Origin of the sequence: Mesorhizobium sp. M0518 (assembly GCF_040321125.1) — a bacterium.
In the GTDB taxonomy this organism is placed as follows: domain Bacteria; phylum Pseudomonadota; class Alphaproteobacteria; order Rhizobiales; family Rhizobiaceae; genus Mesorhizobium.
Genome location: NZ_JAMYQY010000001.1, coordinates 1 through 13,171 on the forward strand (window position 1 = coordinate 1; position 13,171 = coordinate 13,171).

A 13,171-nucleotide genomic window follows, 5' to 3' on the forward strand; every position below is an offset into this window, starting at 1 on the left:
CCGCCCCCCCCCCGGCCCCCCCCCCCCCACCACCCAATTACCTCCCCCCCCCCCTCCCCACCGCCGCGCCGCCGCGCCCCCCGGGGCGGCCCGGCCCCCCCCCCCCCCCCCCACCGGCCTTGGGAGGATTTAGCGGGCTGCGGTCCAGCCCTTGTAGTCCTTCAGGTTCTCGGCCGTGATGAGCTTCGGGTCGAGCAGGACGGTCGGCTCCGCCGGCTTCTTGCCGGCCAGAAGTTCGGCCGCCATCGTCAGCGACTGGCCGGCCATCACATAGGGATCCTGCGAGGCCGAGGCCTTGATCATCGAGGTGCCGGAGGAGAGTTCCTTCTCGATATCGGGCGCGCCGTCGACGGCGGTGAAGATGAACTCCGAGCGGTTGAGCTGCTTGGCGGCAAGCTGGGCGCCGATCGCCGTCGGATCGTTGATGGCAAACACCGCATCGATCTTGTCGAAGCGGGTGAGCAGCGACTGGAACACCTTCAGGCCGCCGTCGCGCGAGCCTTCGGCATTCTGGTCGTCGGAGAGGATCTTGATGTCGGGATGCTGCGCCAGCACGTTCTTGCAGCCCTTCACCCGCTCCAGGATCGAGGACGATGCCGGTCCGTTGAGGATGACGTAGTCGCCCTTGCCGCCGGTGTGGTCGACCAGGTATTGGCAGGCCTCTTCGCCGGCCTTGACGTTGTTGGTCATCACGGTCACGTCGGCGCCCGGCGCCGAAACGTCGAAGGCGGCAACGACGATACCCACAGCCTGTGCCTTCTTCACCGCCGGCGCGATCGCCTTGGCGTCGACGGCATTGAGCATGATCACGTCGACACCGGCGGCGATGAATGAATCGACCTGCGAGACCTGCTTGTTGAGGTCATAGTCGGCCGACACCGAGGTCACCTCGACCTTTGGGTTGATCTTCTTGGCCGCGTCCTCGATGCCCTTGATGGTGGCGACGAAGAAGGGATTGCCGAGCAGGCCGACCGAGATGCCGACCTTATTGAGGTCCTTGGCCGAAGCAGGCGCGATGGCGAGCGACGCGAGTGCGACGCCGCAGAGCAGTTTGGCGATGGTCTTCATTGCTTTCCTCCGATTGCCCCGCGCCTCTCACGGTGCGTTACATGAAACCGGTCGTTGACGCCGGCGACTAAGGTCAATCACGTTCTTGCTCCTGCCTGGAGCCTGTAGCGGTCGAGGGCGACCGCCACGATGATGACCAATCCCTTGATGATGTACTGCCAGATGTCGGAGACACCGGCCAAGATGAGCCCGTTGGAGAGCACCGCGATGATCAGGCCGCCGATCAGCGTACCCCAGATCGAGCCGACGCCACCGACGAAGCTGGTGCCGCCGAGGATGACAGCGGCAATGGCGTCGAGTTCATAGGACTGCCCGAGCTGCAGCCCGTTGGCGGCATAGAGCCGGGCCGCCGACATGGCGCCGCCAAGGCCGGCCAGCAGGCCGGAAATGCCATAGACGAAGAGCAGCACCAGCGGCACCTTGATGCCGGTCAGCCGCGCCGCTTCGGCATTGCCGCCGACGGCATAGATCCAGGTGCCGAGCACGGTGCGCTTGAGCACCAGCCAGGACAGCACCACCACCGACAGCGCGATGATGACCAGCCACGGAATGCCGAACAGCGAACCGTTGCCGATGAAATCGAACGGCAGGTCCGAATTGAACACCGTGGTGTCCTGGCCGAGCAGGCGGGCGACGCCGCGCACCGCGGTCAGCGAACCCAGCGTGACGATGAAGGGCGGCAGCTTGATATAGGCGATGAGCAGCCCGTTGATGAGGCCGAAGCCGAGGCCGACCAGAATGGCCGCCGGCACACCGAGCAAACCCCAGTCGGGCACCAGCGACACCATCACCGCCACCATCGCCGATGCGGCCAGGATGGCGCCGACGGACAGGTCGATACCGCCGGTCAGGATGACGAAGGTCATGCCGGCCGCCAGCACGATGTTGATCGACGACTGCTGGGTGACGATCAACAGGTTGGTCTCGGTCAGGAAGCGCGGGTTCAGGAACTGGAAGCCGGCCGCCAGCAGGATCAGCACCGGCAGCATGCCAAGGGCAGCGAAAGCCGTGCGCAACCGTCGGCTGGTGCCGGTGGCCTGGCCGCCTGCGCTGATCTCGGTCGCCTTGTCGGTCATTGCTGAGCCGCTCCCGTTGCAAGTTCCATGATTTTTTCCTGGCTTAGCGGTTCGCCTTGCGATGCCGTCACCTCGCCCGATATCGTGCCGTCGCGCATCACCAGCACGCGGTCGGCGACGCCGATCACCTCGGGCAGTTCGCTGGAGATCATCAGGATGGCGATGCCCTGTTTGGCGAGATTGTCGATCAGCCGGTAGATTTCCGATTTCGCCCCGACATCGACGCCGCGGGTCGGCTCGTCGAGGATGACGACCTTCGGCTCGGTTTCGAGCAGGCGGGCGAGCAGCACCTTCTGCTGGTTGCCGCCCGACAGCGAGCCGGCATTGGCCTGCACCGAACTGGTGCGGATGGAGAGACCGGCAACGGCCTTGGAAGCGCGCCTTTCGGCGGCCGCGAAGTCGCGCAAGCCGCCGGCGCGCGAATCCCGCGCCAGCACGCCCATGCTGATGTTGTCGGAAATCGACATGTCGAGGAACAGGCCGAGTTCCTTGCGGTCCTCGGTCAGATAGGCGATGCCGGCATCGAGCGCCTCGCGCGGCGAGCCGATGGTTACAGGTTTGCCGTCGAGTTCCAGCGTGCCTGACACGCGCCTGTCGGCGCCGAAGATCAGCCGCGCAAGCTCGGTACGGCCGGAACCGACCAGACCCGCCAGCGCCAGCACCTCGCCCTTGTGCAGGTCGAACGAACAGTCTTTCAGGAGACGGCCGTCGGACATGCCACGCACCGAGAGCGCCACCGCGCGCTTTTCGTCCGGCGGCCGATGATCCTTCTTGTAGAAAGCCGACAGATCGCGGCCGACCATCATCGAGACGAGGCGCGAGGCGCTGAGGTCGGCACGTTCGAGCGTACCGACATAACCGCTGTCGCGCAGCACGCTGACGCGATCGGCAAGCTGGTAGACCTCTTCCATGCGGTGACTGATGTAGATGATGGCGATGCCTTGCGATTTCAGCGTCGCGATGACCTCGAACAGCCGGTCGGTCTCGCGCGAGGTCAGCGACGTCGTCGGCTCGTCCATGACGATGATGCGCGCATTGGTCGACAGCGCGCGGGCGATCTCGACCAATTGTCGCTCGCCGAGCGACAGGCTGGAGACCATGTCGCGGGCCGAAAAGGAGACGCCCAGACGCGCGATGATCTCCCTGGCGCGCCGGGTGCACTGGTCACGATCGACGATGCCGAAGCGTCGCGGCTCGTTGCCGAGGAAGATGTTCTGCGCCACCGTCAGATTGGGCGCCAGCGACAGCTCCTGATAAATCACCGCGACGCCGCTGGCGCGCGCCTTGATCGGATCGCCGGTCGCGGCCGGCATGCCGTCGATCAGGATCTCGCCACCGGCATCCGGCCGATAGGCGCCTGAAAGCACTTTCATCAATGTCGACTTACCGGCGCCGTTCTCGCCCATCAAGGCGTGCAGCTCGCCGGCATGGACGCTGAGCGAGACATCGTGCAAGGCACGGATCGCGCCGAACGTCTTGGAGATGTGCCGCATCTCCAGCACCGGCTGGCGCGCCGTCTCGGCCTTGGCAATCGCACTCATCGCGCGCCTCCCACTGCCGCACCAGCGACGCCCCGGTCCATGGTGGCGTCACGCCAATTGCCGCGATAGCCTGCCAACCCGGTGAAACGCGACGCGCGCACCGGCTCCGGAACTTCGGCGGCGAATTCGCGCCCAACGCTCTCGAAGGCGAGCGCCGCTGCACCGGTGGCACTGCCCTCCAGCGTGGCGCCCTGCAGGAAAGCCTGGTCGGGACGCAATTGCGCCAGCAGTCCGGCGAGCAGACCGCCCGTATTCAGCCCGCCATCGACGATCACCGTGTTGTTCGAATGGATGAGGTCGAGGCAGAGATCGACCATCAGCGCGACGTAGAGCAGCGCCGTAGCCGCGCGTTCCTCGACATTGGGCGCGCGCCCCGCCAGTCGGCCGGAATGCCCCGCCATCGGCCCGCCCGGCGCGAAGCTCGGCAGCGCCATGATGCCGGCATCGATCACCCGCTGCACCGCCGGGCCGGCGATCTCGCCTTGCCAGCCGGCGCTGATGGTTGCGAATTCACGCCCGCCCATGAAGCGGATGGTCGGCACTGGGCCGCCGCCGACATCGACATTGACCAGCATGTCGCGATCCCGGTCGAGCGCGTCGAGGGGACAGGACGGATTGAGCACGACGACCCAGGTGCCGGTAGAAACGACGGTGACCGGGCCAAGCTCCTGCCGGCGATAGGCATGCAGCGCCGCATTCGAGTCATGGACGCCGTTGTGGATGGCGATCGGGCTTGCCGCAGCGCCGAGGCGCTGCTCGCCGATAACGGTGCCGGCGCGCTCGAAGGCAGGCATCCGGTCACGCCAGCCCTGCGCGTCGACCAGCGAGGAAAAATCTTGGCGGCGCGGCGCCCACAAATGCGAATGGCAGCCGAGATAGGATACTTCCGAGACCGCCCGTCCGCCAAGGCGCCAGCTCCAATATTGCGGATAGCCGAGGATCGATTTCGACGCGGCGAACGCGTCGGGCTCGACCTCCTGCAGCCACAGCATGTGGCGGCCGTAGTTGAAGCCCAGCGGCAACCGCGGCGAGAAGGTCTCGGCAAAGCCCGGAATGCGGCGATCGATCCGCGCGGCAATCTCGGCCGGCGGCTCTTGCTCGTAATCGAGGATCGGATGCGTCAGCGCCGCCTCGTCGACCAAGGCAAAGGTGCAGCCATGGCCCGAGACCATGACCCCTTCCACTCCATGACCATCGACCGCATCGGCAACGGCGCTGAGCGCCCAATGGTGGAGCGCCGCCTCGTCGAGCACGCTGAAGCCGCCTTGGCGCACCCATTTCGGCTGGGTCCGGCGCTCGTCGACAATGCGCCCGTCCTGGCCGAAGACGAACAGCTTCGAATTGGTCTTGCCGAAATCGAGGACAGCCACCTTCACTGGATGGCTCCCGAGGCTATCCGCACCATGACGCCGGCGTCCTCCAGCATGCGCGCATCGGCGTCGGAGAGACCGTCGTCGGTGACCAGCGTGCCGATGCGGGAAAGCGGCAGCGCAACATTGCGCGCGTGGATCGACAGTTTGCGGCTATCGGCCAGCACCACGATCTGGTCGGCGCAGAGGCTGAGATCGAAGATCGAGCGTACCAGCAGCGGGTGCGATTCCATCACGCCTTCCTGGCCAAGGCCTTGCGCGCCGAGAAAGAATTTGGAGGCGTAGAAGGGCACGGCCTGGGTGAGCGAATGGATGATGCCGGGTTCGCGATGCAGATCACCGCCCGCAACCGTCAGGCTGCAATGGCCGTGGTCGCTGAGATAGGCCGCCAGCGGCATCGAGTTGGTGTAGAGGCGGATGTTGCGCTCGGCGAGCTTGACCCCGAGATGGAAGCAGGTCGAGCCGCCATGCACGATGACGGCGTCGCCGTCACGCACCATGGTCGCCGCGAGAGCGGCGATCTGCCGCTTGGCCTCGACCGCAAGGTCGCGGTTCTCGTCATAGGGCCGGGCGTAGGCGACACCGGCCTGGGAAGCGCCGTCGAGCGCCGAGATGCCGCCATAGACCTTCCGCGCTTCGCCGGCTTCGTCGATCCTGTCGATATCGCGCCTGACCGTCGCGGCCGAAACGCCAAGCCGTTCCTGCAGCTCGCGCACCGAAGCGAACGGACGATCCCGCAGCAGTTCGACGATCTGACGCTGGCGGCCGGAGTCGCTCAATTCTTTCCTCCCGGATGCCATTTCCATGGCAGTTGGCGCAACTTACTCAACATTAGCCGGATTGCAAGCGGGTTTTGATGATACTAGATCACTGTTGACGTAGATCACTCGTATCTGCGATATCAGCGCCAATTCGACCCCGGCAACGGGATTTCGCGCAGGACACGGCCGAGCCGTTGGAGGAAAAGCGCCATGGCGACCCAAGCTGATGCGCAGGAGCTGGCGGCCTTACGGGCGCTTTCGGCCAGCATCGGGCAGAGCCCGCATCTGACCCAGGCGGCAGGCGGCAACACCTCGCTGAAAGCCGGCGACACGCTGTGGATCAAGGCCTCCGGCACCTGGCTGAAGGACGCGCTGGTCGATGACATCATGGTGCCGGTGGCGATGGCGCCGTTGCTGAGAGCCGTCGAACAGCGCGATCGCGCCGCCGACCAGCCGCAGGGTTTCACCATTGCAGCGCTCAACCCGCGCGGCCTGCGGCCGTCGATCGAGACCACGGTGCACGCCCTGATGCCGCAGCGCGTGGTTCTTCACGTCCATTGCGTCGACACCATCTCGCTTGCCGTGCAGGCCGATGGCGAGGCCGAGGTCGCCAGGCGGCTCGATGGCATCGAATGGGCCTATGTGCCTTATTTCCGGCCGGGCCTGCCGCTTGCACGCGGCATTGCCGAGAAACTGCGGCCTGGTGTCGACGTGCTGATCCTTGGCAATCACGGGCTGGTCGTCGCCGCCGAAACCGTCGCCGAGGCGGAGCTTCTGCTGCGCCGTATCAGGTCATTGCTGGCCCGGCCGGCGCGCGCGACCGCCGCACCCGACCTCGATGCCTTGGCGGCGCTTGCCGGCGGCAGCTTCTACAGATTGCCGGCCGATGTCGAAGCGCATGCGGTTGCGCTCGACCCTGAGAGCCGCCGCATGGCGCAGGCCGGCAGCCTCTATCCGGACCACGTCATCTTCCTCGGCCAGGGCTCCATCGTGGCGAAACCAGGCGAGGCGGTGGCCGATGTCATTGCACGACTGGACACGTCGCCTGCGGCGATCCTGTTTCCCGGCGCAGGCGTGCTGATGCGCGGCGACGCCAGTGCCGGCGCCGATGCCATGCAACGCTGCCTCGCCGACGTGACGGCGCGCATCGACGTCGCCGCACGGCTGAACTATCTCACCGCTTCCGAGAATGACGAGCTGGTCAACTGGGACGCCGAGCAATATCGCCAGAAGCTCAACGCGGCTGGCGGCTAGCATGGACATGATGCCACTTGTCATCGGCATCGACCTAGGCACATCAGGTGCGCGCGCCGTCGCCATGCGCCCGGATTTTTCCATAGCCGGGCATTCGGCCGTTCCACTCGACAGGTTTGGCCGCGATGACCGAGCCCCCACGGCATGGTGGCAAGCGGTCAAGGCGGTGCTGACGGACCTGCTTTCCGGCATCGACCGCACGGCGGTCCGCGCCATCGCCATCGACGGCACCTCCGGCACGCTGCTGCCGGTCGACGTCGCCGGGCGGCCGCTGGCCGAACCGCTGATGTACAACGACAAGGTCGATGACGACGACATTCTGGCCGCGATCGACCGCACCGCGCCGGCTGCAAGTGCAGCGCACGGAGCGACATCCGGCCTCGCCAAGGCCCTGCGCTTCCAGCATCTGCCGGGCATTGCGGCGGTGCTGCATCAGGCCGACTGGATTGCCGGAAACTTCTCCGGCCGCTTCGACGTCAGCGACGAGAACAATGCCCTGAAGACAGGCTATGATGTCGAGGCCCGCCGCTGGCCGGAATGGATCGCCGCGACCGGAATGCGCGTGGAGTTGCTGCCGCGCGTGGTCGAGCCGGGCGAAGTCACCGGCGCCCTCACCGCGGAAGCCGGGGAACTGTTCGGCTTGCCGCGCGATGTGGCCGTCGTCGCCGGAACCACGGATGGCTGCGCCTCGTTCCTGGCGACCGGTGCTGCCGCGATCGGCGACGGCGTCACCGCGCTGGGATCCTCGCTGACCATCAAGATCCTGTCCGACCGGCCGATTTCGGCGCCGCGCTTCGGCATCTACAGCCACCGGCTCGGCAACGCCTGGCTGGCAGGCGGTGCGTCGAATTCCGGCGGCAAGGTGCTGGCTCAGCATTTTCCGCTCGCCCGTATCATCGAACTCAGCGCAAAAATCGACCCGGAGACCGACACCGGCCTCGATTACTATCCGCTTCCCGCCACGGGCGAACGATTTCCGATCGCCGATCCGGCGCTGCCGCCTCGCCTTGCACCCCGGCCGGCGGACGACGCCGATTATCTGAAAGCGATGTTCGAAGGCATCGCCGCGATCGAAGCGCTCGGCTATGACAGGCTTGCCGAACTCGGCGCGCCCGCGCTGATATCGGTCAGGAGCGTCGGAGGCGGGGCGGCGAACCCAGCCTGGACGGCAATCCGGCGGCGCAGGCTCGGCGTCGATTTCCTGCCCGCGCTTTCCGACGAGGCCGCCGCCGGCACGGCGCGGCTGGCGCTGATGGGTGCAAGCCGGGCAGGACTCCTATGAGCGCGAAAACGATCGAACGTCTCGACGGCATCGGGCCGCTGGCGGAGCGCTACGACGTGTTCCTGCTCGACCAGTTCGGCGTGCTGCATGACGGCACACGGCCCTATCCGGGCGCGGTGGCAGCGCTGTCGGCGCTGAAGCGCGCCGGCAAGACCGTGGTGCTGGTTTCGAACTCCGGCAGGCGGGCACGACCCAATGAAAGCCGGCTCATAAAACTCGGCTTCGAAGCGGGAAGCTGGGATCATTTCGTTTCTTCCGGCGAGGTGGCGTGGCGATCCTTTAGGGAGATGGCGACGTCGGGGAAGCTGCGCCCAGGGACAAAATGCCTGCTGATCAGCCGTGAAGCTGACCGCTCCGCGATCGAGGGCCTGCCTTTTGTGCTGACCGGGTCCGGCGATGAGGCCGAACTGGTGCTGATCGCGGCCAGCGAGGGTGACCGCTTTGACCTCGACCATTATCGCAGGCTGTTCGCGCCGGCCGCAGAGCGGCGGGTGCCGTGTTTCTGCACCAATCCCGACATCATCATGCTGACGGCCGTTGGCCCTCGCTTCGGCGCCGGCCGTCTGGCCGATCTCTATGAAAGCCTGGGCGGCAGCGTTACCCGAATCGGCAAGCCCGACAAGGCGATTTTCGACGCCGCGCTGGCGCTGGCCGGCGAGCCGGACCGTGGCACCGTGGTCTGTGTCGGCGACAGCGTCGAACACGATATATCGGGCGGAAACAGCACCGGCATCGCCACCGCGCTGGTGCTGAGCGGAATACTGGCGGACACACCGGATCTCGCCGCTGTTTTCGACGAACAGCAGGCCTGGCCGGACTACATCACGGACAGCTTCAGCTTCCGCTGACCGCTTCCAGCATGCGCCGCGCGCTCTCCTCGTCGGTGATCAGGATGGTTGGGGCAATGAGGGTCATGGCGCCGAGCAGCGCTTCGGTTTTCTCCTCGCCACCGGAAGTGAGGATACGGATCGGTGCCTTGCGCAGACGGTCGACATCCACCGACATCACGTGGCTGTTGACGGGATGGTCGACCAGATCGCCGTTGCGGTCGAAGAAATGGAACAGGAGGTCACCCACGGCGCCACGCGCAAGCAGGGCCTCCCGATCCGCCTCCTTGAGGAAGCCGCCACGAGAGAAGGTGGTGGCCGAGGCGATCCCGCCGACGCTCAGCAGAACGGCATCGAGCACGTCGGCCATCTCGAAAATCTCCTGCAGGCCGCAGCGCTCGATCAGTGCGATCTTGGTCTCGACGCTGTCGACGACGGCTGGTGTCGGCATCAGATAGCCGTCGCCCTGGAATATCTGAGCGAAGCGCCAGGCGAACTCGGCTGGGTTGACCCGGCGCACGACGCCGACACCGCCAAGCAGCGAAATCACCTTGAAATCGGTGAGCGACTTGGCGCTGATGAAGGGCAGGCTCGAGAACAGCGTCTGCCCCCAGCCGACGCCGACCCGCATCCCGGACTTCATCGTGTCCGACAGGAAACTGCCGGTCTTGGCGCTGATCGCTGGTATCGGATCGGCATCGGGTGCCGAAAGCGGCGCCACCAGCGCCTGCTGCAGCCCGAACGTCTTCTCCAGCGCGCGCTCAAGCCGCACGATTTCCGACAATTCGCTCTCGATGGTGATCTTCACTTCGTTGCGCGCCCGGGCATCCGCCAGCATGCGCACGATGGTGACGCGACCGACGCCGAGCACGTCGGCGATCTCGTTCTGCGTCATCTGTTCGACGAAATACATCCAGGCGGCGCGAATCCTGAGGCGATCCGTCCGGCTTTCGCTGGCGACCTGCTCGGTTGCCTCGCCTCGACCGTCTTCGCTTTCGCCCTGTCGTCGTCTGCCCAAGTCTGTCTCTCCCCCTGCGGCGACGGACGAGCGCGCTGCCGCCGATTCTGCATGCTGGTCTAGTATCGCCTATTGATCTACCAATCGATAGGAACAATGTAGAGAGTGGCGGCTGCCCCGGTTGGCGGCTATCCGCAGCAAATTTCAAGGCGATCCGCGATGCTCCGACAAATCTCCGAAGATGTCCGCGTCAATCTGAAGGACCGGCTGCGGGAAGTCCGCGAAATCATCCGCCAGAGCCGCCATGACGGCAGCGGCGATGCCAGCATCCTGCGCGAAGCAACCAGCCATCTGCCGCCGTTTCCAGGCAAGGGCATCGAAGGCCTGCTCAGCCATGCCGCGAGTGCCGTCGACGAAGCGCTGTCGATCGCTGAAGCTTTCGTCCCGCATGAGCGCCCGATCAAGGTGGACGGCACGACGGTGAAGGGCCTCGGCACCTATTTCCCGGTCGGCAACGAGGATCGCCAACTGGACGCCGAACGCCTGTTCCGGCGCGATATGTATTATCTGACCAAGGCGGTTCTTGCCGGCCTGAACATCGACAATGCCCGCATCCACGAAGCCGATTTCGCGGCCGTCCATGCCACGATGCGCAAGCGGCATGGCGATCTGCTGGCCGCGTTGGCCGCGCCAGGTGCCGGACTGCAGGCAATCGCGGCCACCTGTTCGGCGCTGCTGGTCGAGTGCCTCGGCCAGCGTCCGGTCCGCTTTGCCGAAACGATGTCCGAAACGCCGGCGGTGGTGGGCAGCAGCGCGCTTGACGTAAGCTGCCTGGCACCGCTCGCTTTGGCCTGCGGCCTGGCGACCGCCGGCAGGGACGGCGCGCCGGAGCCGGATATGCTGGAGATCGCGATACTGGCGGCGGATATTCGCCACGACCGCATCGTTCAGGCCTGCGCCAAGGCAAACCCGATCGCTGAACTGACACCGGTGTTCGCCACCTTGCTTGCCCATCTGCCGTAGTTGGCCGGCCTGGGCTAGCCTTCAGCGGCCATGGCCATGATCGCTTTCTTGGCGCGCTGGATGGAAGCCGGGCTCATCGAGAGTTCGGTCAGCCCCATCTTCACAAATGTCGCAATGAGATCCGGACGGCCGGCCGCCTCACCGCACATGCCGACCATGATACCGGCGGCGACGCCGGCTTTTGCCGTCATTTCGATCGCCGACATGACGGCTGGATTGGTGACATCGTTGAGCTTGGCGACGGTCGGATTGAGCCGGTCCGCGGCCATGATGTACTGGGTCAGATCGTTGGTGCCGATCGAGAAGAAAGCGACCTCCTTGGCCAGCGTCGGGGCGATCAGCACGGCGGCCGGGGTTTCGATCATTACGCCGAGATCGAAGGTCGCATGCGGCACGCCTTCGGCTTTCAGCTCGGCCGTGCATTCGTCAACCAGCACGCGCGTCTGCCTGACCTCCGAGAGGTCGGACACCATCGGCAGCATCACCTTGATGTTGCCGTGCACGGCTGCGCGCAGCAGCGCCCGCAGTTGGCGCTTGAAGATGTCGGGCCGGTCGAGACACATGCGGATGCCGCGCCAGCCGAGGAAGGGGTTTTCCTCGTCGGGAAATTCGATGCCGGCAATCGGCTTGTCACCGCCGATGTCGAGCGTGCGTACAATGACCGGATAAGGCGCAAAAGCCTTGGCCAGCGCCGCATAGGTCTCGGCCTGCATGTCTTCCGAGGGCAGATGCATATGGCGCATGAACAAAAGCTCGGTGCGGAACAGGCCGATGCCCATGGCACCAGCCTCTTGCGCCGCTTCGATTTCCTCGAGTGAGCCGATATTGGCCGCGACCTCGATGATCCTGCCGTCGGCGAGCTTCGGCGTCACCGTCTTGAAGATGGTCAGGCCGGCGCGCTCCTTTGCCGCCGCTTCGACGCGGCCGGCGAAATCGGCACGGGTCGCCTCGTCGGGGTCGATGATCACATGGCCGGCATTGCCGTCGAGCGCGACGTCTCGCGCGGTGCGCAAGGCATTGACCTGGCCGCCGAGGCCGAGCACTGCCGGAATGCCGTGCGAGCGCGCGATGATGGCGATGTGCGAGGTGGCGCCGCCATGGCCGCACACCACGCCGCCGATACGCTTCAGCGGCGCGCGTGCCAGATCCCAGGCGCCGATGTCATCGGCAATCAGGATAGCCCCTTCGGGTATGTTTTCGAGGCTGACATCGTCTTGGCCCAGCAACACGAGGCAGATCTGCCGCCCGACCGCATGAACGTCATCCGCCCGCGCGTTGAGATAGTGATCGTCGACCGCGCTGAATTCGGCGGCAATGGTGGAGGCGGCGGTGATGACGGCGGAGACCGCGTCATTGCCGCCCTTGATCAGGCCCTCGGCCTCACCAGTCAGGCTATCGTCGGCGGCGATATCCCTGAGCGCGGCGACGATGCCGCGGTCTCCAGCCGACAGGCTGTCCTGCGCCAACGCATTATCCATACGGGCCTGGACCGCGCCGACGGCCGTGCGGAACCTGTCGATCTCGCCTTCTATCTCCTCGGCCCGCAACACGCGGCCCTGTCCGGCGATATCGGGTGGAAAATGCGCAAAGGCCGGGCCGATGGCGAAACCTTCGCTGGCGGCCACGCCACGCAGGCGGTTTGCCCCGTCAGGTGCCGCCGGCACGGATCCGGGCGCGGGTGCCGCTTCCTGCCCGGCATCGTTCGCCGGGCTCTGCGCCTCCGCTTCATCATCGAGGCCGGCCCGCGGATTCTCGAGATAGCCGATCAGCGCCTCGAGTGCCTCGATGGCATCGGCGCCATTCGCCCGCACCGTGACTTCCTGGTTCTCCTTGACCGCCAGCAGCATCAGCTTGACCGAACTCTTGGCGCTGACCGCCTTGCCGTCCTTGACCAGTTCGACGTCGGATTCGAAGCCCTTGGCGAGCTTCACGAACCGCGTCGCGGGACGGGCGTGCAAACCTTCATGCACTCTGACGATGGTCGAGCGTTCCATGGCAATACTCTGGTTTT

General features: G+C 65.8%; 11 protein-coding genes. 4 read left to right on the plus strand and 7 right to left on the minus strand.

All coding sequences use genetic code 11. The annotated features are described in order from the left end of the window. Window positions 1–129: 129 nt before the first annotated feature. The 5 genes from NKI66_RS00005 to NKI66_RS00025 form a co-directional block, all read right to left on the minus strand. Window positions 130–1,068: an ABC transporter substrate-binding protein gene (locus NKI66_RS00005; RefSeq protein WP_023811054.1), complete on the minus strand. Its 939-nt coding sequence runs from the start codon at window positions 1,066–1,068 to the stop codon at window positions 130–132. A 77-nt stretch (window positions 1,069–1,145) separates the two neighbouring features. Continuing rightward, on the minus strand, window positions 1,146–2,144 hold the full coding sequence (locus NKI66_RS00010; RefSeq protein WP_352611812.1) for an ABC transporter permease subunit: 999 nt from the start codon (window positions 2,142–2,144) through the stop codon (window positions 1,146–1,148). Beyond that, window positions 2,141–3,685 (minus strand): sugar ABC transporter ATP-binding protein, encoded by a 1,545-nt coding sequence (locus NKI66_RS00015; protein WP_023811053.1) that lies wholly within the window; start codon window positions 3,683–3,685, stop codon window positions 2,141–2,143. The genes NKI66_RS00010 and NKI66_RS00015 overlap by 4 nt, the downstream gene beginning before the upstream one ends. Next, on the minus strand, window positions 3,682–5,061 hold the full coding sequence (locus NKI66_RS00020) for an FGGY-family carbohydrate kinase (RefSeq protein ID WP_023811052.1): 1,380 nt from the start codon (window positions 5,059–5,061) through the stop codon (window positions 3,682–3,684). Before NKI66_RS00020 ends, NKI66_RS00015 begins: the two co-directional genes overlap by 4 nt. Then, on the minus strand, window positions 5,058–5,834 hold the full coding sequence (locus NKI66_RS00025) for a DeoR/GlpR family DNA-binding transcription regulator (RefSeq protein ID WP_023811051.1): 777 nt from the start codon (window positions 5,832–5,834) through the stop codon (window positions 5,058–5,060). Before NKI66_RS00025 ends, NKI66_RS00020 begins: the two co-directional genes overlap by 4 nt. 192 nt (window positions 5,835–6,026) lie before the next feature. Between NKI66_RS00025 and NKI66_RS00030 the strand changes: the two genes are divergently transcribed. Genes NKI66_RS00030 through NKI66_RS00040 form a run of 3 tightly spaced genes read left to right on the plus strand, consistent with a single transcriptional unit; the run spans window position 6,027 to window position 9,200 of the window. Beyond that, a complete protein-coding gene (locus NKI66_RS00030; RefSeq protein WP_023811050.1) occupies window positions 6,027–7,070 on the plus strand; it encodes a class II aldolase/adducin family protein in 1,044 nt (347 codons plus the stop codon). A gap of 7 nt (window positions 7,071–7,077) precedes the next feature. Beyond that, window positions 7,078–8,352 (plus strand): FGGY-family carbohydrate kinase, encoded by a 1,275-nt coding sequence (locus NKI66_RS00035; protein ID WP_031213187.1) that lies wholly within the window; start codon window positions 7,078–7,080, stop codon window positions 8,350–8,352. Further along, complete coding sequence (locus NKI66_RS00040) at window positions 8,349–9,200, plus strand: TIGR01459 family HAD-type hydrolase (RefSeq protein WP_023811048.1); 852 nt, start codon at window positions 8,349–8,351, stop codon at window positions 9,198–9,200. Before NKI66_RS00035 ends, NKI66_RS00040 begins: the two co-directional genes overlap by 4 nt. On the opposite strand, the gene NKI66_RS00045 is transcribed toward NKI66_RS00040, so the two are convergent. Next, the gene (locus NKI66_RS00045) at window positions 9,187–10,197 is read right to left on the minus strand and encodes a sugar-binding transcriptional regulator (RefSeq protein WP_023811047.1); all 1,011 of its coding nucleotides are present in this window, start codon (window positions 10,195–10,197) and stop codon (window positions 9,187–9,189) included. The genes NKI66_RS00040 and NKI66_RS00045 overlap by 14 nt on opposite strands. A gap of 159 nt (window positions 10,198–10,356) precedes the next feature. Here NKI66_RS00045 and NKI66_RS00050 point away from each other — a divergent pair, with 159 nt between their 5' ends. Beyond that, the gene (locus tag NKI66_RS00050; RefSeq protein WP_023811046.1) at window positions 10,357–11,160 is read left to right on the plus strand and encodes a hypothetical protein; all 804 of its coding nucleotides are present in this window, start codon (window positions 10,357–10,359) and stop codon (window positions 11,158–11,160) included. A 14-nt stretch (window positions 11,161–11,174) separates the two neighbouring features. Here NKI66_RS00050 and ptsP read toward each other — a convergent pair whose 3' ends face one another. After that, window positions 11,175–13,154 carry a phosphoenolpyruvate--protein phosphotransferase gene (gene ptsP / locus NKI66_RS00055; protein WP_023811045.1) on the minus strand — a complete coding sequence of 660 codons (1,980 nt, stop codon included), beginning with the start codon at window positions 13,152–13,154 and terminating at the stop codon, window positions 11,175–11,177. Window positions 13,155–13,171: the final 17 nt, after the last annotated feature.